Annotated in this window: 32 protein-coding genes; 2 read left to right on the top strand and 30 right to left on the bottom strand. The window is 34.1% G+C overall.

Annotation, left to right across the window (positions count from 1 at the left end):
- Window positions 1-31: 31 nt before the first annotated feature.
- The 30 genes from rpsD to rpsL form a co-directional block, all read right to left on the bottom strand.
- Entirely contained in the window at window positions 32-637 is a 606-nt protein-coding gene (gene rpsD / locus ACNG5D_RS03240; RefSeq protein ID WP_418182050.1) for a 30S ribosomal protein S4, read from the bottom strand.
- Between the two features lie 188 nt (window positions 638-825).
- Complete coding sequence (gene rpsK, locus ACNG5D_RS03235) at window positions 826-1,209, bottom strand: 30S ribosomal protein S11 (RefSeq protein ID WP_418182049.1); 384 nt, start codon at window positions 1,207-1,209, stop codon at window positions 826-828.
- A gap of 100 nt (window positions 1,210-1,309) precedes the next feature.
- Window positions 1,310-1,684 carry a 30S ribosomal protein S13 gene (rpsM, locus tag ACNG5D_RS03230; protein WP_418182048.1) on the bottom strand — a complete coding sequence of 125 codons (375 nt, stop codon included), beginning with the start codon at window positions 1,682-1,684 and terminating at the stop codon, window positions 1,310-1,312.
- A 2-nt stretch (window positions 1,685-1,686) separates the two neighbouring features.
- Entirely contained in the window at window positions 1,687-1,803 is a 117-nt protein-coding gene (ykgO, locus tag ACNG5D_RS03225) for a type B 50S ribosomal protein L36 (protein WP_013305171.1), read from the bottom strand.
- 4 nt (window positions 1,804-1,807) lie between these two features.
- A complete protein-coding gene (infA, locus tag ACNG5D_RS03220; protein WP_007094967.1) occupies window positions 1,808-2,023 on the bottom strand; it encodes a translation initiation factor IF-1 in 216 nt (71 codons plus the stop codon).
- A 9-nt stretch (window positions 2,024-2,032) separates the two neighbouring features.
- The gene (gene secY / locus ACNG5D_RS03215) at window positions 2,033-3,388 is read right to left on the bottom strand and encodes a preprotein translocase subunit SecY (protein WP_418182047.1); all 1,356 of its coding nucleotides are present in this window, start codon (window positions 3,386-3,388) and stop codon (window positions 2,033-2,035) included.
- Between the two features lie 14 nt (window positions 3,389-3,402).
- Window positions 3,403-3,855, bottom strand: coding sequence for a 50S ribosomal protein L15 (rplO, locus tag ACNG5D_RS03210; RefSeq protein WP_418182046.1), 453 nt, complete (start codon window positions 3,853-3,855; stop codon window positions 3,403-3,405).
- 16 nt (window positions 3,856-3,871) lie between these two features.
- On the bottom strand, window positions 3,872-4,051 hold the full coding sequence (rpmD, locus tag ACNG5D_RS03205; RefSeq protein WP_019386285.1) for a 50S ribosomal protein L30: 180 nt from the start codon (window positions 4,049-4,051) through the stop codon (window positions 3,872-3,874).
- An 11-nt stretch (window positions 4,052-4,062) separates the two neighbouring features.
- The gene (rpsE, locus tag ACNG5D_RS03200; RefSeq protein WP_418182045.1) at window positions 4,063-4,587 is read right to left on the bottom strand and encodes a 30S ribosomal protein S5; all 525 of its coding nucleotides are present in this window, start codon (window positions 4,585-4,587) and stop codon (window positions 4,063-4,065) included.
- A 6-nt stretch (window positions 4,588-4,593) separates the two neighbouring features.
- Window positions 4,594-4,950, bottom strand: a complete 357-nt coding sequence (gene rplR / locus ACNG5D_RS03195) for a 50S ribosomal protein L18 (protein WP_418182044.1) — start codon at window positions 4,948-4,950, stop codon at window positions 4,594-4,596.
- A gap of 10 nt (window positions 4,951-4,960) precedes the next feature.
- Window positions 4,961-5,503 carry a 50S ribosomal protein L6 gene (gene rplF / locus ACNG5D_RS03190; protein ID WP_418182043.1) on the bottom strand — a complete coding sequence of 181 codons (543 nt, stop codon included), beginning with the start codon at window positions 5,501-5,503 and terminating at the stop codon, window positions 4,961-4,963.
- Between the two features lie 17 nt (window positions 5,504-5,520).
- Window positions 5,521-5,919, bottom strand: coding sequence for a 30S ribosomal protein S8 (gene rpsH / locus ACNG5D_RS03185; RefSeq protein ID WP_298239218.1), 399 nt, complete (start codon window positions 5,917-5,919; stop codon window positions 5,521-5,523).
- 68 nt (window positions 5,920-5,987) lie between these two features.
- The gene (gene rpsN / locus ACNG5D_RS03180) at window positions 5,988-6,257 is read right to left on the bottom strand and encodes a 30S ribosomal protein S14 (protein ID WP_092579393.1); all 270 of its coding nucleotides are present in this window, start codon (window positions 6,255-6,257) and stop codon (window positions 5,988-5,990) included.
- A 3-nt stretch (window positions 6,258-6,260) separates the two neighbouring features.
- On the bottom strand, window positions 6,261-6,812 hold the full coding sequence (gene rplE, locus ACNG5D_RS03175) for a 50S ribosomal protein L5 (protein ID WP_418182042.1): 552 nt from the start codon (window positions 6,810-6,812) through the stop codon (window positions 6,261-6,263).
- A 2-nt stretch (window positions 6,813-6,814) separates the two neighbouring features.
- Entirely contained in the window at window positions 6,815-7,126 is a 312-nt protein-coding gene (gene rplX, locus ACNG5D_RS03170; protein WP_418182041.1) for a 50S ribosomal protein L24, read from the bottom strand.
- A gap of 17 nt (window positions 7,127-7,143) precedes the next feature.
- Window positions 7,144-7,512 (bottom strand): 50S ribosomal protein L14, encoded by a 369-nt coding sequence (gene rplN, locus ACNG5D_RS03165; RefSeq protein WP_069831953.1) that lies wholly within the window; start codon window positions 7,510-7,512, stop codon window positions 7,144-7,146.
- 2 nt (window positions 7,513-7,514) lie between these two features.
- Window positions 7,515-7,772, bottom strand: a complete 258-nt coding sequence (rpsQ, locus tag ACNG5D_RS03160; RefSeq protein ID WP_418182040.1) for a 30S ribosomal protein S17 — start codon at window positions 7,770-7,772, stop codon at window positions 7,515-7,517.
- Window positions 7,773-7,784: 12 nt separating this feature from the next.
- On the bottom strand, window positions 7,785-7,976 hold the full coding sequence (rpmC, locus tag ACNG5D_RS03155; protein WP_418182488.1) for a 50S ribosomal protein L29: 192 nt from the start codon (window positions 7,974-7,976) through the stop codon (window positions 7,785-7,787).
- 12 nt (window positions 7,977-7,988) lie between these two features.
- Window positions 7,989-8,408 (bottom strand): 50S ribosomal protein L16, encoded by a 420-nt coding sequence (rplP, locus tag ACNG5D_RS03150; RefSeq protein WP_418182039.1) that lies wholly within the window; start codon window positions 8,406-8,408, stop codon window positions 7,989-7,991.
- A 21-nt stretch (window positions 8,409-8,429) separates the two neighbouring features.
- On the bottom strand, window positions 8,430-9,149 hold the full coding sequence (gene rpsC, locus ACNG5D_RS03145; protein ID WP_092847748.1) for a 30S ribosomal protein S3: 720 nt from the start codon (window positions 9,147-9,149) through the stop codon (window positions 8,430-8,432).
- Window positions 9,150-9,156: 7 nt separating this feature from the next.
- On the bottom strand, window positions 9,157-9,564 hold the full coding sequence (rplV, locus tag ACNG5D_RS03140) for a 50S ribosomal protein L22 (protein ID WP_418182038.1): 408 nt from the start codon (window positions 9,562-9,564) through the stop codon (window positions 9,157-9,159).
- Window positions 9,565-9,570: 6 nt separating this feature from the next.
- The gene (rpsS, locus tag ACNG5D_RS03135; RefSeq protein ID WP_034043300.1) at window positions 9,571-9,849 is read right to left on the bottom strand and encodes a 30S ribosomal protein S19; all 279 of its coding nucleotides are present in this window, start codon (window positions 9,847-9,849) and stop codon (window positions 9,571-9,573) included.
- A gap of 3 nt (window positions 9,850-9,852) precedes the next feature.
- Window positions 9,853-10,680 carry a 50S ribosomal protein L2 gene (gene rplB, locus ACNG5D_RS03130; RefSeq protein WP_418182037.1) on the bottom strand — a complete coding sequence of 276 codons (828 nt, stop codon included), beginning with the start codon at window positions 10,678-10,680 and terminating at the stop codon, window positions 9,853-9,855.
- A gap of 10 nt (window positions 10,681-10,690) precedes the next feature.
- Entirely contained in the window at window positions 10,691-10,981 is a 291-nt protein-coding gene (rplW, locus tag ACNG5D_RS03125) for a 50S ribosomal protein L23 (RefSeq protein ID WP_019386269.1), read from the bottom strand.
- 7 nt (window positions 10,982-10,988) lie between these two features.
- A complete protein-coding gene (gene rplD / locus ACNG5D_RS03120) occupies window positions 10,989-11,618 on the bottom strand; it encodes a 50S ribosomal protein L4 (protein ID WP_418182036.1) in 630 nt (209 codons plus the stop codon).
- A complete protein-coding gene (gene rplC, locus ACNG5D_RS03115; RefSeq protein ID WP_418182035.1) occupies window positions 11,618-12,235 on the bottom strand; it encodes a 50S ribosomal protein L3 in 618 nt (205 codons plus the stop codon). The genes rplD and rplC overlap by 1 nt, the downstream gene beginning before the upstream one ends.
- A gap of 125 nt (window positions 12,236-12,360) precedes the next feature.
- Entirely contained in the window at window positions 12,361-12,666 is a 306-nt protein-coding gene (gene rpsJ, locus ACNG5D_RS03110; protein WP_007650482.1) for a 30S ribosomal protein S10, read from the bottom strand.
- An 11-nt stretch (window positions 12,667-12,677) separates the two neighbouring features.
- Window positions 12,678-14,804: an elongation factor G gene (gene fusA, locus ACNG5D_RS03105; RefSeq protein WP_418182034.1), complete on the bottom strand. Its 2,127-nt coding sequence runs from the start codon at window positions 14,802-14,804 to the stop codon at window positions 12,678-12,680.
- A 6-nt stretch (window positions 14,805-14,810) separates the two neighbouring features.
- Window positions 14,811-15,287 (bottom strand): 30S ribosomal protein S7, encoded by a 477-nt coding sequence (gene rpsG / locus ACNG5D_RS03100; RefSeq protein WP_418182033.1) that lies wholly within the window; start codon window positions 15,285-15,287, stop codon window positions 14,811-14,813.
- A 21-nt stretch (window positions 15,288-15,308) separates the two neighbouring features.
- Window positions 15,309-15,683, bottom strand: coding sequence for a 30S ribosomal protein S12 (gene rpsL, locus ACNG5D_RS03095; RefSeq protein ID WP_019386263.1), 375 nt, complete (start codon window positions 15,681-15,683; stop codon window positions 15,309-15,311).
- A gap of 177 nt (window positions 15,684-15,860) precedes the next feature.
- On the opposite strand from rpsL, the gene ACNG5D_RS03090 reads away from it, so the two are divergent.
- Both ACNG5D_RS03090 and ACNG5D_RS03085 read left to right on the top strand, forming a co-directional pair.
- Window positions 15,861-17,555 (top strand): POTRA domain-containing protein, encoded by a 1,695-nt coding sequence (locus ACNG5D_RS03090; protein WP_418182032.1) that lies wholly within the window; start codon window positions 15,861-15,863, stop codon window positions 17,553-17,555.
- Window positions 17,556-17,672: 117 nt separating this feature from the next.
- A complete protein-coding gene (locus ACNG5D_RS03085; RefSeq protein ID WP_418182031.1) occupies window positions 17,673-20,825 on the top strand; it encodes a SusC/RagA family TonB-linked outer membrane protein in 3,153 nt (1,050 codons plus the stop codon).
- Window positions 20,826-20,832: the final 7 nt, after the last annotated feature.

Below are 20,832 nucleotides of genomic sequence, written 5' to 3'. Positions count from 1 at the left end.
TCCTTTGGCTAAATACCAATGTGATTAATTATTATTTAGAGTATAATTCTACTATGAATTGTTCGTTTATATTTTCTGGAATTTGAATTCTAGCAGGAACAGAAACATAAGTTCCTTGTTTTGTGTCAGAATTCCAAGTTATCCACTCATAAACGTTGCTTGAGTTAGAAAGAGATCTTTCTATAGTTTCAAGTGATTTAGATTTTTCTCTTACAGCTACAACATCGCCAGCTTTTAATTGGTATGATGGTATATTTACTAACTCACCATTAACTGTAATATGTCTGTGAGAAACTAATTGTCTTGCCCCACTTCTAGTAGGAGCAATTCCCATTCTAAATACCACGTTATCTAATCTAGATTCGCAAAGTTGTAAAAGCACCTCACCAGTAATACCTTGCGCTGCTCTTGCTTTTTTAAACAATCCTCTAAATTGACGCTCTAAGATACCGTAAGTATACTTAGCTTTTTGTTTTTCTTGAAGTTGTATTGCGTACTCAGATTTTTTACCACGTCTTCTGTTGTTTCCGTGTTGCCCAGGAGGGTAATTTCTTTTTTCGAATGATTTATCATCTCCGAATATAGCTTCGCCAAATTTACGAGCTATTTTAGTTTTAGGACCAGTATATCTTGCCATTTTAAATTTGTTTTGAGAGTGATTATGAATTAAGGTCTTAATCTTATCCTTCGACAACCAATAATCTCTCGTTAATACTTGTTATTATTTTTCAGTTTGCAAATTTACACAAAAAATTAATATCATCTGAAAATCAGATGATATTAATTTTAGCCTTTGCTTTATTTAAATCGCGTGTTTAAACGAGATTAAACTCTTCTTCTTTTTGGAGGACGACATCCATTATGTGGTAAAGGTGTAACATCTATAATTTCTGTTACTTCAATTCCTGCGTTATGGATAGAACGAATAGCAGATTCTCTACCATTTCCAGGTCCTTTTACATATACCTTTACTTTTTTCAATCCAGCTTCCGATGCTACTGCTGCTGCATCTTCAGCAGCTAATTGAGCTGCGTAAGGTGTGTTTTTCTTTGAACCTCTAAATCCCATTTTACCAGCTGAAGACCAAGAAATTACATCTCCTTTTTTGTTGGTAAGTGAAATTATGATGTTGTTAAATGAGGCAGTAACGTGTGCTTCACCAACTGCATCAATAATAACTTTACGTTTTTTTGTGCTTGTTTTTGCCATTTTATTTTTAGCTTTTAGTTTTAGTTATAGTCGCTAGAATCCTAAACTATTATAATTTCAAACAGATTCCTTCCAACGTCTAAAGCCTAAAGACTAATTATTATTTAGTTGCTTTCTTCTTGTTAGCAACCGTTTTTCTTCTACCTTTTCTCGTTCTAGAGTTGTTTTTTGTACGTTGCCCTCTTAATGGAAGACCAGATCTATGACGAATACCTCTGTAACAACCAATATCCATTAATCTTTTAATGTTTAATTGTGTTTCAGAACGTAATTCACCTTCGATAGTAAAAGTACCTACTGCATCACGAATACCAGCTATTTGGTCATCGGTCCAGTCTTGAACTTTTGTACTTTCATCAACTTTAGCTGTTGCTAAAATTTCTTTCGCTCTACTTCTACCTATTCCATAGATATAGGTTAAAGAGATTACTCCTCTTTTGTTTTTTGGTATGTCTACACCTGCAATTCTTGCCATAATTACCCTTGTCTTTGTTTAAATCTAGGATTCTTTTTGTTAATTACGTAAAGTCTTCCTTTTCTACGCACAATTTTACAATCTGCGCTTCTTTTTTTAACTGATGCTCTTACTTTCATCGTATTAGTATCTATAAGTTATTCGAGCCTTTGTTAAATCATAAGGACTCATTTCTAATTTTACTTTATCTCCCGGTAATAATTTAATATAATGCATACGCATTTTACCAGAAATGTGTGCTGTCACAATGTGACCATTTTCTAACTCAACACGAAACATAGCATTGGATAATGCTTCTATTATTGTTCCGTCTTGTTCTATTGCTGCTTGTTTTGCCATAGTATAAAATTAAGCTACTGCTTTTCTATTTTTACCTGTTTTCATCAAACCATCATAGTGTCTATTCAACAAATAAGAATTTATTTGTTGCATAGTGTCAATTGCAACTCCAACCATAATTAATAATGATGTACCTCCAAAAAATAAAGCCCATCCTTGTTGAACTCCCATAAGTTTAACAATAAATGCTGGGAACACAGCTATAAGTGCTAAAAATATAGAACCTGGTAAGGTAATTTGTGACATTATTTTATCTAAATATTCAGATGTTTCAGATCCTGGGCGTATACCTGGTATAAAACCTCCGCTACGCTTTAAATCGTCTGCCATTTTATTAGTAGGAACAGTAATTGCTGTATAAAAGTATGTAAATACTATAATTAATAAAGCAAAAGTTAAATTGTACCAAAACCCAAACATATCAGAATAATTTGTTTGCATCCATGTCCCAACAGATGTTTCTTTCAAGAAAGAAGATCCACCTATTAAACTAGGAACAAACATAATAGCTTGAGCAAATATAATTGGCATTACACCTGAAGCATTAAGTTTTAATGGGATGTATTGTCTAGAACCTGCCATAGCACTTTTTTCGTAACCGCCAGATGCTGTTCTTCTTGCATATTGTACAGCTATTTTTCTAACTCCCATTACTAATAAGATAGAAGCTAAAATAATAACAAACCAAATTACAAACTCTATTAATACCATCATTAAACCTCCATTTCCACCACCTTCTAATCTGGTAGCTGCGTTTTGTAAAAACGATTGTGGCAATGTAGCAATAATACCAACCATAATTAATAATGAAATACCATTACCTATTCCTTTATCTGTAATTTTTTCTCCTAACCACATTGCAAAAATACAGCCTGTTACTAATATTGTAACTGATGAGAAATAAAATAAAGGTCCTGTACCTAACAAGAAAGCACTTGTTGGAATACCTAAGGCTGGTAAGCTTGCCAAATAGCCTGGTGCTTGCAATAAACAAATAGCTATTGTTAACCAGCGTGTAATCTGATTTATTTTTTTCTGACCGCTAGCCCCTTCTTTTTGCAATTTTTGCAAGTAAGGAATAGCAATACCCATTAATTGTACAACAATAGAAGCAGAAATGTAAGGCATAATACCTAAAGCGAAAACCGAAGCATTAGCAAAAGCACCTCCTGTAAAAGCGTTAAGCAAACCTAACAAACCTCCGTCTGTTTTTTCTGCCAAACCACCTAATTGAGCTGCATCAATACCTGGTAATACCACTTGAGCACCAAAACGATAAACTAATAACAAACTCAAAGTAACTATGATTCTGTTTCTTAGTTCTTCAATTTTCCAAACATTCTTAATTGATTCTATAAATTTCATACTTTTAAAAAGTCTTATATAGTTACAGCTTCTCCTCCAGCAGCTTCAATAGCAGCTTTTGCTGTAGCAGTAAACTTATGAGCAGATACTTTTAATTTTGATTTTAACTCGCCTCTTCCTAAAATTTTAACTAGATCATTTTTTCCAATTAAATTATTAGTAAATAAAGTTTCGAAATCAACAGTATCTTTAATTTTCTTATCATCAACCAATGCTTGTAAAGTATCCAAATTAATTCCCTGATACTCAACACGGTTAATATTAGTAAAACCAAATTTTGGTACACGTCTTTGAAGTGGCATTTGTCCTCCTTCAAATCCTAGTTTCTTAGAATAACCAGAACGAGATTTAGCTCCTTTGTGACCACGTGTTGCCGTACCACCTTTTCCAGAACCTTGTCCTCTACCTACTCTCTTTCCTTGGTTTTTTACTGAACCTTCTGCAGGTTTTAAATTACTTAAATCCATTTTTCAGTTTATATTTTTAAGCTTCTTCAACAGAAACTAAATGTGAAACTTTAGCAACCATACCAAGTATATTTGGTGTAGCCTCATGCTCTTTTACTTGACCAATCTTTTTAAGACCTAGAGCTTCTAAAGTTCTTTTTTGTCTTTGCGTACGATTGATAGCGCTTTTAACTTTCTTTACTTTAATCTTTGCCATTTCTGTCTGTATTAAGCGTTAAAAACTTGTTCAAGTGAAATACCTCTGTCTCTTGCAATTGCATTTGCATCTCTTAATTGTAATAAAGCATCAAAAGTAGCTTTTACAACGTTATGAGGGTTTGATGATCCTTGAGATTTTGATAATACATCGTGTACACCAACAGCCTCAAGTACTGTTCTAACAGCACCACCAGCAATTACACCGGTACCTGGAGCAGCAGGAATAATATTTACTCTCGCTCCACCAAATTTACCTTTTTGTTCGTGTGGTAATGTTCCTTTAATAATAGGAATTCTAACTAGGTTTTTCTTTGCATCTTCTACAGCTTTTGCAATGGCACTAGCTACATCTTTAGATTTCCCTAAACCTTGTCCTACAACACCAGCTTCGTCTCCAACCACTACGATTGCTGAGAAACCAAATGCTCTACCACCTTTAGTTACTTTTGTAACTCTTTGTACACCAACTAAACGATCTTTAAGATCTAATCCACCTGGTTTTACTAACTCTGCGCTTTTATATTTTTGAAACATAATTTCTTAAAATTTAAGTCCTGCTTCTCTAGCACCTTCGGCTAGTGATTTTATTCTACCGTGGTATAAATACCCTCCTCTATCAAAAGCAATAGTTTCTATACCTGCTTTTAAAGCTTTTTCGGCAATTGCTTTGCCTACTAATTTTGCTACTTCAGATTTAGTTGCTTTCGCAGAACTAATGTCTTTATCTCTTGAAGATGCTGCACTAATAGTAGTACCAGTAACATCATCAACTATTTGAGCATAAATTTCTTTATTACTTCTATAAACAGCTAATCTAGGTCTTGCTCCTGTACCAGAAACAACCTTACGGATTCTGTTTTTAATTCTTAATCTTCTTTCGTTCTTTGTCAATGCCATAACTTAATTATTAAGCTGATTTACCTGCTTTTCTTCTTATTTCTTCACCAACAAACTTAACTCCTTTTCCTTTGTAAGGTTCAGGTTTTCTAAATCCACGGATCTTCGCAGCGACTTGACCAACAAGTTGTTTATCGAATGATGTTAGTTTTACAATTGGGTTTTTTCCTTTTTCTGAGATAGTTTCTACTTTTACTTCTGGAGCAATATCTAAAACTATGTTATGAGAAAAACCTAAAGCTAAATCTAATTTTTGACCTTGGTTTGATGCTCTATAACCTACACCTACCAATTCTAATTCTTTAGTCCATCCTTTAGATACACCTTCTACCATATTATTCATTAAAGATCTATATAAGCCGTGCTTAGCTTTTTGATCTTTAGAATCGGACGAACGTGTTACTAAAACATTTCCTTCTTCTACCTTAATTTCAACGGCGTTGAAATTTTGCGTTAATTCTCCTAATTTTCCTTTTACAGTTACTACGTTATCTTTAACGTCTACTGTTACACCTTCTGGAATGGCTACTGGATTATTTCCTACTCTTGACATTTCTTTCTGGCTTTAAATTAGTATACGTAACATAAAACTTCGCCACCTACATTGTCTCTTTTAGCTTGTTTACCTGTCATAACTCCATGAGAAGTTGAAACAATAGCAATACCAAGACCGTTTAAGATTCTAGGTAAATCATTAGCACCTGCATACTTACGTAAACCTGGAGTACTAATTCTTTGAAGTTTTTTAATTACTGGTTCTTTTGTTTCTTTGTTGTACTTAAGCGCTATTTTGATAGTGCCTTGTACTGAAGAATCATCAAATTTATAACTTAAAATATATCCTTGTTCGAATAATATTTTAGTGATGTCCTTCTTTAAATTAGATGCTGGTATCTCAACCACTCTGTGATTGGCACGTACAGCATTTCTAATTCTAGTCAAATAATCCGCAATTGGATCTGAGTACATAATGAATTGATTTTGTGGTCTTGGTTTTCGAACTATTTCGAACCTTAAACCTGATTATTTAAATAATATTACCAACTTGCTTTTTTTACTCCAGGGATAAGACCTTGATTGGCCATTTCTCTAAAAGTTACACGAGAAATTCCAAAGGTTCTCATATAGCCTTTTGGTCTTCCTGTTAATTTACATCTATTATGCTGACGGATAGGAGATGCATTTTTAGGTAGCTTTTGTAATGCTTCGTAATCTCCAGCTTCTTTTAAAGCTTTTCGTTTTTCAGCATATTTAGCTACTGTTTTAGCTCTTTTCACCTCACGGGCTTTCATTGATTCTTTAGCCATGTCTTAGTTTTTTTGAAAAGGTAATCCTAATTCAGTTAATAATGATTTTGCTTCTTTGTCAGTTTCAGCAGTTGTTACAAATGTAATATCCATTCCTGAAATTTTGTTCACTTTATCAATGTTTATTTCAGGGAATATTATTTGTTCAGTAATTCCTAAGTTGTAATTACCTCTACCGTCAAAACCTGTAGCTTTAATACCGTTAAAATCTCTAACACGTGGAAGTGCAGATGTTACTAAACGATCTAAAAATTCATACATTCTTTCACCACGTAAAGTTACTTTAGCGCCAATTGGCATACCTTTACGTAATTTAAATGAAGCAACATCTTTTTTAGATAATGTAGAAATTGCTTTTTGTCCAGATATAGTTGTTAACTCTTCTACTGCGTAGTCAATTAACTTTTTGTCTGCTACTGCTGCTCCAACTCCTTTAGATATTACTATCTTGGAAAGTTTAGGAACCTGCATTACATTTTTATATCCAAATTCGTCTGTAAGAGCTGCAATTATTTTGCTTTTATACTCTTCTTTAAGTCTTGGTGAATATGCCATAACTATATTACTTCATTAGATTTTGTTGAAAATCTTACTTTTTTATCGCCTTCCATTCTATAACCAACTCGTGTTGTTTCTCCTTTTGAAGTTAACAATGATAAGTTTGAAATATGAATAGCTGCTTCTTTCTCTACGATTCCTCCTTGAGGGTTTTGCGCACTTGGCTTAGTATGTTTCTTTACCATGTTTACACCCTCTACAATCGCTTTGTTCTTTTCTATTAATACCTTTTGTACTTTACCTTCAGATCCTTTATGGTCGCCAGCAATTACTTTTACAGTATCTCCAGTTTTTATTTTAAGCTTTGTCATCTTACTTATATTTTGTATTAAAGCACTTCTGGTGCTAATGATACAATCTTCATGAATTGTTTATCACGAAGCTCTCTAGCAACAGGACCAAAAACACGTGTACCTCTCATCTCACCCGTTGGGTTTAATAAAACACAAGCATTATCATCAAATCTTATATAAGATCCGTCTGGTCTTCTTACTTCCTTCTTGGTACGCACAACAACTGCTGTAGAAACTGCTTTTTTCTTAATGTTTCCATTAGGGGTTGCATCTTTAACAGAAACAACTATTTTGTCTCCTACAGAAGCATATCTTCTTTTAGTACCACCTAAAACACGGATAACTAAAACTTCTTTTGCTCCAGTATTGTCTGCTACTTTTATTCTTGATTCTTGCTGTAACATAATTATTTAGCTCTTTCTAGGATTTCTACTAATCTCCAACATTTAGATTTACTTAAAGGTCTTGTTTCCATGATCCTTACTGTATCACCTTCGTTGCAGTCATTTTTTTCGTCGTGTGCTACGTACTTTTTCGTTTTTAAAACGAATTTTCCATACATAGGATGTTTTACTTTTTTCACCTCAGAAACCACAATAGATTTCTGCATTTTGTTACTTGTAACAACTCCTATACGTTCTTTTCTTAAATTTCTTGTTTCCATCTTTCAGCAGAATTATTGTAATTCTCTTTTAGTTAATTCGGTCGCAATTCTAGCTACTGTTCTTCTAATAGATCGTAATTGAATTGGATTTTCTAAAGGAGATATTGCATGAGCCAATTTTAGGTCTGAATAACTCTTTTTTATCTCACCAAGTTTTTCTTGTAACTCGGCTACAGATAATTCTTTAATTTCTGATTGTTTCATCATCTTAAATTATTATGCTTCGTAATCGCGAGCGATTATAAACTTAGTTTTTACAGGTAGTTTTTGTGCTGCTAGACGCAATGCTTCTTTAGCAACATCTAATGGCACTCCTCCTACTTCAAATAATACACGTCCTGGTCTACATACAGCTACCCATAATTCTACGGCACCTTTACCTTTACCCATACGTACTTCAAGAGGCTTTTTTGTTATAGGTTTGTCTGGAAATATTTTAATCCAAAGTTGACCTTCTCTCTTCATGTAACGTGTAGCGGCAATACGAGCTGCTTCAATTTGACGAGCTGTAATAAACGTAGCGTCCATTGCTTTTATTCCAAAAGTTCCGCTTGAAAGTTGGTGTCCTCTACTAGAAAGACCTTTCATGCGTCCTTTTTGCTGTTTACGAAATTTTGTTCTTTTAGGCTGTAACATTTTTCTTTACTTTATAAAAAATTACTTTCTACGACGAGGTCCTTTATTTCCTCCTCTTCCGGCTCCACCTTTTCCTTGCTTCTTAGATAATCCAACAAGCGGAGAAAGCTCTCTTTTACCATATACTTCACCTTTCATGATCCATACTTTAACACCCAATCTACCATAAGTAGTGTGTGCCTCAACTAAAGCATAGTCAATATCGGCTCTAAAAGTTGATAAAGGAATACGTCCTTCTTTATAGTGCTCTGAACGTGCCATTTCAGCACCATTTAAACGACCACTAATTTGAATTTTAATTCCTTCAGCATTCATACGCATAGTAGCAGCAATAGCCATTTTAATTGCTCGTCTATATGAAATTCTGTTTTCAATTTGACGGGCAATGCTAGATCCTACTAAAAATGCATCTAGTTCAGGTCTTTTAATCTCAAAAATATTAATCTGAACTTCTTTTCCAGTAATTTTCTTAAGTTCTTCTTTTAACTTGTCTACCTCTTGCCCTCCTTTTCCGATAATAATACCAGGTCTAGCGGTAGTGATAGTAACGGTTACAAGTTTTAAAGTTCTTTCGATGATTACTCTACTAACACTAGCTTTAGATAAACGCGCGTGAACGTATTTTCTAATCTTATCGTCTTCGGCAAGTTTGTCACCATAATCGTTTCCTCCGTACCAGTTAGATTCCCATCCTCTGATAATTCCTAAGCGATTTCCGATTGGATTTGTTTTTTGTCCCATACTCTTATTAAGCTTGTGTGTTATTGTTAGCTCCTACCACTAATGTTACGTGGTTTGAACGTTTTCTAATTCTGTGTGCACGACCTTGAGGTGCTGGACGTAATCTTTTTAACATAGATCCACTATCCACTTTAATCTCTTTTACGATCAATTCTGCAGTTTCAACATCTGCATCTTCATTTTTAGATTGCCAGTTAGCGATAGCTGATAATAACAACTTCTCTAAACGACCAGATGCTTCTTTTTGATTAAACTTCAAAATATTAAGTGCATTCTCTACCTTTTCGCCTCTTACTAAATCGGCTACTAAGCGCATTTTTCTTGGTGATGTAGGACAGTTATTAAGTTTAGCAAAAGCAACATGCTTTTTTGCTTCCTTAATAGCGTCTGCCATTTGTTTTTTACGACTTCCCATAGCTTACTACTTTTTACCTTTATTTTTAGCACCGGCATGTCCACGGAATGAACGTGTTGGTGAAAATTCTCCTAACTTATGACCTACCATATTTTCTGTAACATATACTGGTACAAATTGACGGCCATTGTGTACTGCGATAGTTTGCCCAACAAAATCTGGTGTAATCATACTAGCACGAGACCAAGTTTTGATTACTGTTTTTTTGTTGTTTTCAACATTAACAGCTACTTTCTTTTCTAATTTATAATGAACGTAAGGTCCTTTTTTTAATGATCTTGCCATGTCTTATTTCTTTCTACGTTCTACAATATATTTATTACTCGCTTTGGTCTTAGAACGGGTTCTGTAACCTTTAGCTGGAATACCGTTTCTAGAACGAGGGTGTCCACCTGCAGATTTACCTTCACCACCACCCATTGGATGATCAACTGGATTCATTACTACTGGTCTAGTACGTGGTCTTCTACCTAACCATCTTGTTCTACCAGCTTTACCACCAACTAATAATTGGTGATCTGAATTAGAAACAACACCAATAGTAGCCATACAATTAACTAATATTAAACGTGTTTCTCCTGATGGTAACTTAACTGTAGCAAACTTACCATCTCTTGCCATTAATTGAGCAAAAGCACCTGCACTACGCGCCATAATAGCACCTTGACCAGGGCGTAACTCTATACACGAAATAATAGTTCCTAATGGAATTTCACTTAATGGCATTGCATTTCCTATTTCTGGAGCTACACCTTCTTTACCAGATACTACATTTTGCCCAACCTGCAAACCATTTTGTGCAATAATGTATCTTTTTTCACCATCTTGATAATTCAATAATGCGATAAAAGCTGTTCTGTTTGGATCGTACTGAATAGAAGCTACTTCGCCAGGAATACCTGCTTTGTCTCTTTTAAAATCGATAATACGATACTTTCGTTTATGACCACCACCTATGTAGCGCATAGTCATTTTTCCTTGACTGTTTCTACCACCAGACCTTTTATTCGGAACAAGTAAACTTTTTTCCGGCTTATCAGTAGTAATGGCGTCATAACCATTTACTACTCTAAATCGCTGTCCTGGTGTGATTGGTTTTAATTTTCTTACTGACATTTGTCTTTAATTACATGTTACTGTATAAATCAATCATTTCACCTTCCGCCAGTTGTACAATTGCCTTTTTAACGGCATTTGTTTTACCATGTTGAATACCCGTTTTTGTAAACTTGGTACTGCGATCTGGACGGACATTTATAGTACGAACTTTTTCAACAGAAACTCCATAAGCAGCCTCAACTGCTTTTTTGATTTCTACCTTGTTCGCCTTTGTGTTCACTGCGAAAGTATAGCAATTTCTTAACTCGCTATCTGCAGTCGCTTTTTCTGTGATTATAGGTTTAATTAAGATACTCATCTGTTTCTTATTTACTTAAGTTTGTTTCAATTCCTGCTAAAGCTCCTTCTAACAATACTACTTGATTTGCATTAAGTATTTTGTATGTACTTAACTCTGAAGAAGTTACAACTTCTGAGCTTTTTAAATTACGCGATGACAAATATACGTTATTATTTGACTCACCCAACACAAAGAGTGTTTTTTTGTTTTCAAGCTCTAAAGCCTTTAATACCGCTGTAAAATTTTTAGTTTTTACAGTATCAAAATTAAAGTCTTCTAAAACTGTAATTGACTTTTCTCCTGCTTTGATACTTAGGGCAGATTTACGCGCTAAACGCTTTAAGTTTTTATTAAGTTTGAAGCTGTAATTTCTAGGTCTTGGACCGAACATACGACCACCACCTTTAAACACACCAGACTTAATACTACCTGCTCTTGCTGTACCAGTTCCTTTTTGCTTTTTAATCTTACGTGTACTTCCAGAAATCTCTCCTCTTTCTTTAGATTTGTGAGTTCCTTGGCGTTGGTTTGCTAAATATTGTTTAACATCCAAATATACTGCATGATTATTAGGCTCAATAGCAAACACATCTTTAGAAAGGTCTGCCTTTCTACCTGTGTCTTTTCCGTTTATATCTAAAACTGCTACTTTCATTATTTTCTAATAATTACATAAGCGTTTTTGTGACCAGGAACACATCCTTTAATCACAAGTAGATTCTTTTCAGCAACTACTTTTAAAACTCTTAAATTTTGAACTTTAACTGTGTCTCCACCCATTCTTCCTGCCATTTTCATTCCTTTGAAAACTCTTGCAGGGTAAGATGCTGCTCCAATAGACCCTGGTGCTCTTAAACGATTATGTTGACCGTGAGTAGCTTGACCTACACCACCAAAACCATGACGTTTTACTACACCTTGAAATCCTTTTCCTTTAGATGTTCCTGATACATCAACAAATTCGCCTTCTGCGAAATGTTCTACAGTAATTGCATCTCCTAATTTGTACTCCGCATCAAAACCTTTAAATTCAACAACTTTGCGTTTTACAGAAGTACCCGCTTTTTTAGCATGACCTAGGTCTGCTTTTGTAGCGCTTTTTTCTGTCGCGTCATCGAAACCTAATTGAACGGCAGAATAGCCGTCAACTTCTTCAGTTCTGACTTGGGTAACGATACATGGTCCAGCTTCGATTACAGTACAAGGAATATTTTTCCCGTTCTCATCAAAAATGCTGGTCATACCGATTTTCTTTCCAATTAACCCAGACATATTTATAATTTATTTAATTTGTTACTATTTGTTATTAAAATTCAAGGCTGAAAAATACGTTTCAGCCTTGAATTGTATTTTACCGTTTTTCCCTTGCACGCAGCTCAGGACATGTAAGTTTATAACTAAACTTTTATCTCTACTTCTACTCCACTTGGTAATTCAAGTTTCATCAAGGCATCAATCGTTTTTGATGACGAAGAGTAAATATCTAATAATCTTTTATAAGATGATAATTGAAATTGCTCTCTTGATTTCTTGTTTACGTGTGGTGAACGTAATACAGTGAAAATTTTCTTGTGAGTTGGTAATGGAATTGGTCCAGTTACAACAGCACCAGTACTTTTTACTGTTTTTACAATCTTATCAGCAGACTTGTCTACTAAGTTGTGATCGTAAGATTTTAATTTTATTCTGATTTTTTGACTCATTTTCTTAAGATTTACGATTCAACGCCTTTAGCAGCTTTTATTACTTCTTCTGAAATATTAGAAGGAGTTTCAGCATAGTGTGAAAATTCCATTGTTGATGTTGCACGTCCAGAAGATAATGTTCTTAATGTCGTTACATAACCAAACATTTCTGATAATGGAACAGTTGCTTTTACTGTTTTTGCACCTGCTCTATCACCCATATCACTCACTTGCCCTCTTCTTCTATTTAAATCACCTACAATATCACCCATATTCTCTTCAGGAGTAATTACTTCAAGCTTCATAATAGGCTCCATAATTACTGCTTTAGCAGCTTTTGCAGAGTTTTTAAACCCTAATTTTGCAGCTAATTCGAATGATAATTGATCTGAATCTACATCGTGGTAAGAACCATCAGTTAATGTTACCTTCATAGCATCTACCTCGTAACCTGCTAACGGACCATTGACCATAGCCATTTTGAATCCTTTTTCAATTGAAGGGATAAATTCTTTAGGTACATTACCTCCTTTAATTTCTGAAACGAATTCTAATCCTACTTTTCCTTCTTCTGCTGGTTCTAAAGTAAATACAATATCTGCGAATTTACCACGTCCACCAGATTGCTTCTTATAAACCTCTCTGTGTTCTGCACGTTGCGTAATAGCTTCTTTGTACTCTACTTGTGGTTGACCTTGATTTACTTCAACCTTAAACTCACGCTTAAGACGGTCTACAATAATATCTAAGTGAAGCTCACCCATTCCAGAAATAATAGTCTGTCCTGAAGCTTCATCTGTTCTTGCAGTAAATGTTGGATCCTCTTCAGATAATTTAGCTAAAGCCATACCTAATTTATCTACATCTGCCTTTGTTTTAGGCTCTACAGCAATACCAATTACTGGATCTGGGAAATCCATAGACTCTAGTACAATAGGATTTTTTTCATCAGACATAGTATCACCAGTCTTAATATCTTTAAATCCTACTGCCGCTCCAATATCTCCTGCTTCAATAAAATCGATAGCATTTTGCTTATTAGAGTGCATTTGGTAGATACGTGAAATACGTTCTTTTTTTCCTGAACGATTATTCAAGATATAAGAACCTGCATCTAAACGCCCTGAATATGCACGGAAGAATGCTAAACGCCCCACGAAAGGATCTGTAGCAATTTTAAATGCTAATGCAGAGAAAGGTTCTTTAGCATCTGGCTTACGTACTTCTTCTTCTCCTGTAGTTGGGTTAGTACCTACAATATTATCTCTATCTGTAGGTGATGGCAAATAACGACATACTGCATCTAATAAGAATTGTACACCTTTATTTTTAAAAGCAGAACCACAAATCATTGGAATGATAGCCATATCCATTACAGCAGCTCTAAGCGCAGCGTGCACTTCTTCTTCTGTAATAGAATCTTCATCTTCCATGAATTTCTCTAAAAGATTTTCATCGTAAGTTGCTACTTCCTCTATAAGTAAAGCTCTATATTTTCTTGCTTCAGCTTTAAGCTCTTCTGGAATCTCAATAACATCAAAAGTTGCCCCTTGAGTTTCGTCATGCCAAACGATAGCTCTATTCTTTACTAAATCTATAATACCTTTAAAATCTATTTCATCACCAATATTTAATACAATTGGCACAGCATTAGATTTTAACATATCTTTTACTTGCTGACAAACACCTAAAAAGTTAGATCCTTGACGATCCATTTTATTAACAAAACCAATTCTTGGTACTTTATAGTTATCAGCTAGTCTCCAGTTAGTTTCTGATTGAGGCTCAACGCCATCAACAGCACTAAATAAGAACACTAATCCGTCAAGAACACGTAATGAACGATTTACCTCTACAGTAAAATCAACGTGACCAGGAGTATCAATAATATTAAAATGATACCCTTTAGTATCTGGTGTTGGGTTTCCATTCTCAATTGGGAATTTCCACTCACAAGTTGTAGCTGCAGAAGTAATTGTAATACCTCTCTCTTGCTCTTGCTCCATCCAATCCATTGTAGCAGCACCATCGTGCACCTCTCCAATTTTGTGCGAAACACCTGTGTAATAAAGAATACGTTCTGTTGTAGTGGTTTTTCCTGCATCAATATGTGCAGCAATACCTATATTTCTTGTGTATTTTAAATCTCTTGCCATGTCGTATTAAAATCTAAAGTGAGAGAATGCTTTGTTAGCTTCTGCCATTTTGTGAGTATCTACTCTTTTCTTAACCGCCGCACCTTCTTCTTTAGCTGCTGCTAAAATTTCTGACGCTAAACGCAATGCCATAGATTTTTCGTTTCTTTTACGAGCATAGCCAATTAGCCATTTCATTGCTGTTGAAACTTTTCTATCTGGACGAATTTGCATTGGAATTTGGAATGTTGCACCACCTACACGACGACTACGTACTTCTACGTGAGGCATCACATTTGATAAAGCGTCTTTCCAAGTTTCTAATGCTGTTTTTTCTTCGTCAGTTTTCTTTGATTCTACAATATCTATCGCATCATAGAATACTTTAAAAGCGACAGACTTCTTACCGTCCCACATCATCATATTAACGAAACGCGTAACTAACTGATCGTTAAATTTTGGGTCTGGTAAAAGCGGTCTCTTTTTTGCTGCTCTTTTTCTCATGTCTTCTTTTTAAAGTTTTAATTACTTTTTAGGGCGTTTTGCACCATACTTAGATCTACGTTGCGTTCTACCCGATACACCTGCTGTATCTAAAGCACCACGAACAATGTGATATCTAACTCCTGGTAAATCTTTTACCCTTCCACCTCTAACCAATACTATCGAGTGCTCTTGTAAATTATGTCCTTCACCACCGATGTATGCATTAACCTCGTTACCGTTTGTTAAACGAACCCTTGCTACCTTACGCATTGCTGAGTTAGGTTTTTTTGGAGTTGTTGTGTAAACACGAGTACACACACCACGTCTTTGCGGACAAGAATCTAAAGCAGCCGATTTACTCTTCTTGGTTATTTTGGCTCTTCCTTTTCTTACTAATTGCGAAATTGTTGGCATATATATTAATATAAATTTATTATCCTCTTCTAAGAGGGGTGCAAATGTAGAAATTAAATTTTAGAATTCAAATCCTAAATCATTAATTTTTAAGAGTTTTCAAAAATAATAGCATCAACTATATAATAAGCTTGTATTTTTCCGTTAGTTTTACAGTTAAAATAGCAGTTAAAAAACGTGCAAAAAAAGTTTTATTTAATACTATTCATATCTGTCTTTTTTTTTTCAGAAGCTTTCTGTCAAAAATTTAAATTAAAAATCAAAGGCGATTCTAAACATGAAACAGCAGTAATCGACTCTTTGGGTTACCTGAAAGAACATGTTGATGTTTCATCTGTTGAATTTGAAATTAAGAACATTCTAAACACCCTATATAATATAGGATATATTGAAAGCGAAGTTAAACACATAAAAAAAGTAGACGCCACCACATTTCAGTATCATATAAATTTAAAAAAGAAATTTAATTTTATTTACATATACTACAAACAGTCTGACATAGACGCTGCATCATTAAAATCTGTCTCAAACCAAGTTTTCAACAATTATTTCATTTTAGGTTTCTCTGAAATAAAAGACGCCTTAAAAGTAATTAACACCAAAATATCAAAAAAAGGGTTTCCCTTTTCCAAACTAAAACTATCAAACATATCGATTAAAGACTCCATTAACCTTAAAGCCAATTTAACCACCAATTTCACAAAAACAAAAAGAACTATAGACAATATAGTAATTAAAGGCTATAGTGAGTTTCCTAAATCTTATATAAAACATTTCTTAAAAATAAAAACCAAACAAATTTTCGACATAAACACTATTAAAAACAAAACCAACGCATTAAATAGTTTAAGTTTTGCAGACGAAATTAAACCTCCTGAAGTTTTATTTACCAAAGACTCGACAACCTTATACTTATATCTTAAAAAATCTAAAAGCAATACTTTTGATGGCTTTTTAGGCTTTGGAACTAATGAAGAAACTAACACATTAGAATTTGATGGTTATTTAAACCTAAACCTAATTAACAACTTAAACTTTGGAGAGGCTTTTAGTTTACTTTACAAAAGTGATGAAAACAGTCAAAAAACTTTTAAAGCAGATATCACCATCCCTTATTTATTAAACAGCCCAATTGGAGTTGATTTGTTTCTGAAAATTTTCAAAAAAGATTCATCATTCACAACTATAAACCAATCCGCAAGATTACATTATCAAATCAATTCTAAAAACAAAATATACGGAGGGTTAACAACAACCGAATCAAACAACTTACTAAAAGAAGAAACAAGACTTCCTATTGTAGATTACAAAACAAAATATTTCAACACAGCCTACCTTTATATAAAACCAGAAATAGATAATTTATTATTTCCCATCAACACAAGACTATATATAGAAACTGAATTTGGAAATAGAAAAACAACGAATAACAACGAAAAACAATCGCAATACACCATCGACGTCTTTAATATTTTTAAACTAAACTCAAAAAACAGCTTCTATATAAGAGGAAATGGATCCAATTTAATATCCGATTCTTATTTTGAAAATGAATTATTACGATTTGGAGGTATAAACTCAATAAGAGGTTTTGAAGAAAACAGTCTTTTTGCTACATTATTTGCAACATTAAATACAGAATACAGATTAAAGCTAAATAACTCAATATTTATACACAGTATAATTGATGCCGGTTATTTTGAAAACAAAATACTAAAAAGCAAAGAAAAATTATTTAGCTACGGATTTGGTTTTGGCGTTTTAACAAAAGCTGGGCTTTTAAAATTTAATTACGCAAATGGTAAAAATGAGAATACTCCATTTAAACTATCCAATTCTAAAATACACCTCAGTTTAACTGCTAATTTCTAGTTTCAAATTATTGTTTTCTTAAAAATTCGAGCTTTTTGTCAAATTTTAACCATTATTTATTGTTTTATTAACTTTATTTTATGATTTTTGGCATTGACTAATTCAAATAATTATAAAATGAAAACAAAGTTTAGTGGAATTCTAACGCTATTACTAGCGTTTGTTGTGCAGCTATCGTTTGCACAAGAAAAGACAATTTCAGGTATAGTATCAGATGGATCTGGCTTACCCTTACCTGGAGCAACAGTCTTAGTTAAAGGTACATCATCGGGTACATCTTCAGATTTCGATGGTAACTACTCAATAAATGCATCTCAAGGGAGTACTCTTGTATTTAGTTTTGTTGGTTATACTACCAAAGAAGTTTTAGTAGGTGCTGCCAATTCAATTAACGTAACATTACAAGAAGATGCAGAGGCTTTAGAAGAAGTTGTAGTTACAGCTCTTGGTATTAAAAGAGAAGAAAAAGCTTTAGGTTACTCAACTCAAAGTGTTTCTTCTGAAGATATTACTACGGTAAGAGACGCAAACATTGTAAACTCTTTAAGTGGTAAAATTGCAGGGGTTAGTGTTACTAGTGCTTCTGGTGCCGTTGGTGCAGAAAGTAGAATAGTAATTAGAGGTATTTCTTCTATTAGTGGAGATGCTCAACCTTTAGTAGTAGTTGATGGTGTCGTAATGGATAACACTTCTTACGGTGATTCAAGTAATGGTGGTGGTAATAGTACACCAAACGGTTTAGCCGATTTAAACCAAGACGATATTGAAACACTAAACGTATTAAAAGGTGGTGCTGCAACATCTCTTTATGGTATGCGTGGTGCTAACGGTGTAATTGTTGTAACAACTAAATCTGGTAAAAACAACAACAAATTAGGTATCGAATTTTCTTCTAGTGTAAGTATAGAAAACGCTTATGTATTACCTGACTACCAAAACTCTTACGGTCAAGGACCAAGTTCTACATATTTCGAATTTACAGATGGTGTAACTGGTGACGGTGGAGTTGATGAAAGCTGGGGTCCTGCTCTAGATGTAGGTTTAGAATTCATCCAATGGAATTCAGAAAATGGAGAAGCTTTACCATGGGTTTCTCAACCAGATAATATTAAAGATTTTTTTGAAACTGGTTTAACGACTAACAATAACCTTTCATTTTCTAAAGGAAATGAAGATTATAATGGTAGAATATCTGTCGGTTTAACAGACCAAAAAGGTATTCTTTATAATACTGACTTAAAAAAATATAACTTTAGTGGTAAAATAAACCTAAACTTATCTGATAAGTGGACTGTAGGTTTAAGTGCCAACTATATTAAAACAGAAAGTGACAACTTACCTTCTGTAGGTTATGGAGATGCTAACAACCAGTTAGGTCAAATTGTATGGTCTGGTCGTAATGTAGATTGGAACGCTTTAAGAGACTACAAAAATTTACCTACAGGATTTGCAGCTGGTGCAGATGTAGCTACTCCAATAAACTGGAACTTAGCTTACAACAACAACCCTTACTGGTCTTTAGACACTAACACGAATACATTTGATAGAAACAGGTTATTAGGAAACTTTTCTATTAGCTACCAAATAAGCGATAAACTTTCTTTTAGCGCACAAACAGGTATTGACTACTTTAGTTCTTTAGATACAAAAAGACGTGCATTTGGTACTTATGAAGACGTAAGAGGTCGTTATGAAGAGTTCCAACGTACTAGATATGAGATAAACTCTCAAGCTATTTTAAGCTTTAACACAAACATCGGAGAAGATGTTAAATTCAATGCTAACATTGGTGGTAACAACATGGTTAACAACTACCACAGATTACAAATGGTTGCTTCAGAATTACAAATTCCAGATTTATACAATATCTCAAACACAAGAGATGGTGTATCTCCTGGATTATTCCAAGAACACCAAGACAGAAAAATAAATAGTGTTTTTGGTTTTATGGGAGTTTCTTATAAAGACTTTTTATTCTTAGATGTAACAGGAAGAAATGACTGGGCATCTGTATTACCATTACAAAACAACAGTTTCTTTTACCCAAGTGTAACAGGTAGTGCTATTGTTAGTGATATTTTCGATATGTCTAACGATTTCGTATCTTACTTAAAAGTAAGAGGTGGATGGTCTAAAACTGGTAGTGCTGGTCCTTTAGCACCATACAGTATAGAACCAAGTTTCGCATTTTCTGGTGAGCCATGGGGAACAACTCCAGTAGCATTTTTCCCAAGTACTTTATGGAATCCAGATATCAAAAATGAGGATACTGTAGAAAAAGAAGTTGGGTTTGAAGCACGTTTATTTAAAAGTAGAGTACGTTTAGATTTCACTTACTACAACAAGGAAACTACCGATGTTATTATGGCTAAAGATATTGATCCTTCTTCAGGTAATACTGCATATTGGGACAACGTTGCCGATATTACAAATAAAGGTATTGAAATTTCTCTTGGAGCGGACATTATTAAAAATGATGACGGTTTCAACTTAGGCATGAATATAAACTTTGCTAAAAACGTAGGTGAAGCTCAAAACATTGATGATGACCCAACAACAAACAATGGTCGTGTAGTATTAGGAGGCTTATGGAACGTTGATGTAATTGCACAAGAAGGAGAAGCTGTAGGTGCATTATATGGTCCTGCATTCCTTAGAACAGATGATGGTGATATTATTTACGAAAATGGTATTGCTCAAATAGACCCTACAAACAAAGTATTAGGTAACATTAATGCTGATTGGACTGGTGGTTTAGGAATAAACATGTCTTACAAAAACCTTAGATTAACAACTTTATTCGATGTTAAAAAAGGTGGAGATATTTACTCGCAAACAAACTCTTGGGGTAAATTAGCAGGTGTTCTTGAAGAAACAATGCAAGGAAGAGAAACTGGTATTATAGGAGTTGGTGTTATGTCTGACGGAAACGGCGGATATGTTGAAAACAACGTAGTTGTACCTGCTCAAACTCACTTTAGCTCTACGTATTCACAAAACATTGCTGAGTCTTCAGTTTATGATGCTTCTTTTGTTAAATGGAGAGAGCTTTCATTAACTTACACACTTCCTGCTAAATTATTTACTAACATAGCTGTAGATCAAATTTCTCTTGGATTAACTGCAAGAAATTTAGCTATTCTTTACAAAAAAGTACCACACATCGATCCAGAATCTGCATTTAGTAGTTCTACAGGTCAACAAGGTCTTGAATATGCTCAGATTCCTCCAACAAGAAGTCTTGGTTTTAGCTTAAATGTTAAATTCTAAAAAAAAA

It is taken from the genome of Algibacter ulvanivorans (genome assembly GCF_048381495.1).
GTDB lineage: Bacteria > Bacteroidota > Bacteroidia > Flavobacteriales > Flavobacteriaceae > Algibacter_B > Algibacter_B ulvanivorans.
Note: the sequence above shows the minus strand (reverse complement) of the source record. Positions and strands in the feature narration are given on the sequence as shown.

What these genes read in the sequence shown, in the direction of transcription:
- rpsD (WP_418182050.1), bottom strand. Translation starts at nt 637, where the DNA reads ATGGCAAGATATACTGGTCCTAAAACTAAAATAGCTCGTAAATTTGGC.
- rpsK (WP_418182049.1), bottom strand. Translation starts at nt 1,209, where the DNA reads ATGGCAAAAACAAGCACAAAAAAACGTAAAGTTATTATTGATGCAGTT.
- rpsM (WP_418182048.1), bottom strand. Translation starts at nt 1,684, where the DNA reads ATGGCAAGAATTGCAGGTGTAGACATACCAAAAAACAAAAGAGGAGTA.
- ykgO (WP_013305171.1), bottom strand. Translation starts at nt 1,803, where the DNA reads ATGAAAGTAAGAGCATCAGTTAAAAAAAGAAGCGCAGATTGTAAAATT.
- infA (WP_007094967.1), bottom strand. Translation starts at nt 2,023, where the DNA reads ATGGCAAAACAAGCAGCAATAGAACAAGACGGAACAATAATAGAAGCA.
- secY (WP_418182047.1), bottom strand. Translation starts at nt 3,388, where the DNA reads ATGAAATTTATAGAATCAATTAAGAATGTTTGGAAAATTGAAGAACTA.
- rplO (WP_418182046.1), bottom strand. Translation starts at nt 3,855, where the DNA reads ATGGATTTAAGTAATTTAAAACCTGCAGAAGGTTCAGTAAAAAACCAA.
- rpmD (WP_019386285.1), bottom strand. Translation starts at nt 4,051, where the DNA reads ATGGCAAAGATTAAAGTAAAGAAAGTTAAAAGCGCTATCAATCGTACG.
- rpsE (WP_418182045.1), bottom strand. Translation starts at nt 4,587, where the DNA reads ATGTTTCAAAAATATAAAAGCGCAGAGTTAGTAAAACCAGGTGGATTA.
- rplR (WP_418182044.1), bottom strand. Translation starts at nt 4,950, where the DNA reads ATGGCATTGACAAAGAACGAAAGAAGATTAAGAATTAAAAACAGAATC.
- rplF (WP_418182043.1), bottom strand. Translation starts at nt 5,503, where the DNA reads ATGTCAAGAGTAGGAAATAATCCAGTAGCCATTCCAGAAGGTGTAACA.
- rpsH (WP_298239218.1), bottom strand. Translation starts at nt 5,919, where the DNA reads ATGTACTCAGATCCAATTGCGGATTATTTGACTAGAATTAGAAATGCT.
- rpsN (WP_092579393.1), bottom strand. Translation starts at nt 6,257, where the DNA reads ATGGCTAAAGAATCAATGAAAGCCCGTGAGGTGAAAAGAGCTAAAACA.
- rplE (WP_418182042.1), bottom strand. Translation starts at nt 6,812, where the DNA reads ATGGCATATTCACCAAGACTTAAAGAAGAGTATAAAAGCAAAATAATT.
- rplX (WP_418182041.1), bottom strand. Translation starts at nt 7,126, where the DNA reads ATGACAAAGCTTAAAATAAAAACTGGAGATACTGTAAAAGTAATTGCT.
- rplN (WP_069831953.1), bottom strand. Translation starts at nt 7,512, where the DNA reads ATGTTACAGCAAGAATCAAGAATAAAAGTAGCAGACAATACTGGAGCA.
- rpsQ (WP_418182040.1), bottom strand. Translation starts at nt 7,772, where the DNA reads ATGGAAACAAGAAATTTAAGAAAAGAACGTATAGGAGTTGTTACAAGT.
- rpmC (WP_418182488.1), bottom strand. Translation starts at nt 7,976, where the DNA reads ATGAAACAATCAGAAATTAAAGAATTATCTGTAGCCGAGTTACAAGAA.
- rplP (WP_418182039.1), bottom strand. Translation starts at nt 8,408, where the DNA reads ATGTTACAGCCTAAAAGAACAAAATTTCGTAAACAGCAAAAAGGACGC.
- rpsC (WP_092847748.1), bottom strand. Translation starts at nt 9,149, where the DNA reads ATGGGACAAAAAACAAATCCAATCGGAAATCGCTTAGGAATTATCAGA.
- rplV (WP_418182038.1), bottom strand. Translation starts at nt 9,564, where the DNA reads ATGGGAAGTCGTAAAAAACAAATGGCAGACGCTATTAAGGAAGCAAAA.
- rpsS (WP_034043300.1), bottom strand. Translation starts at nt 9,849, where the DNA reads ATGGCAAGATCATTAAAAAAAGGACCTTACGTTCATTATAAATTAGAA.
- rplB (WP_418182037.1), bottom strand. Translation starts at nt 10,680, where the DNA reads ATGTCAGTAAGAAAATTAAAACCAATCACACCAGGACAGCGATTTAGA.
- rplW (WP_019386269.1), bottom strand. Translation starts at nt 10,981, where the DNA reads ATGAGTATCTTAATTAAACCTATAATCACAGAAAAAGCGACTGCAGAT.
- rplD (WP_418182036.1), bottom strand. Translation starts at nt 11,618, where the DNA reads ATGAAAGTAGCAGTTTTAGATATAAACGGAAAAGACACAGGTAGAAAG.
- rplC (WP_418182035.1), bottom strand. Translation starts at nt 12,235, where the DNA reads ATGTCTGGGTTAATTGGAAAGAAAATCGGTATGACCAGCATTTTTGAT.
- rpsJ (WP_007650482.1), bottom strand. Translation starts at nt 12,666, where the DNA reads ATGAGTCAAAAAATCAGAATAAAATTAAAATCTTACGATCACAACTTA.
- fusA (WP_418182034.1), bottom strand. Translation starts at nt 14,804, where the DNA reads ATGGCAAGAGATTTAAAATACACAAGAAATATAGGTATTGCTGCACAT.
- rpsG (WP_418182033.1), bottom strand. Translation starts at nt 15,287, where the DNA reads ATGAGAAAAAGAGCAGCAAAAAAGAGACCGCTTTTACCAGACCCAAAA.
- rpsL (WP_019386263.1), bottom strand. Translation starts at nt 15,683, where the DNA reads ATGCCAACAATTTCGCAATTAGTAAGAAAAGGAAGAGCCAAAATAACC.
- ACNG5D_RS03085 (WP_418182031.1), top strand. Translation starts at nt 17,673, where the DNA reads ATGAAAACAAAGTTTAGTGGAATTCTAACGCTATTACTAGCGTTTGTT.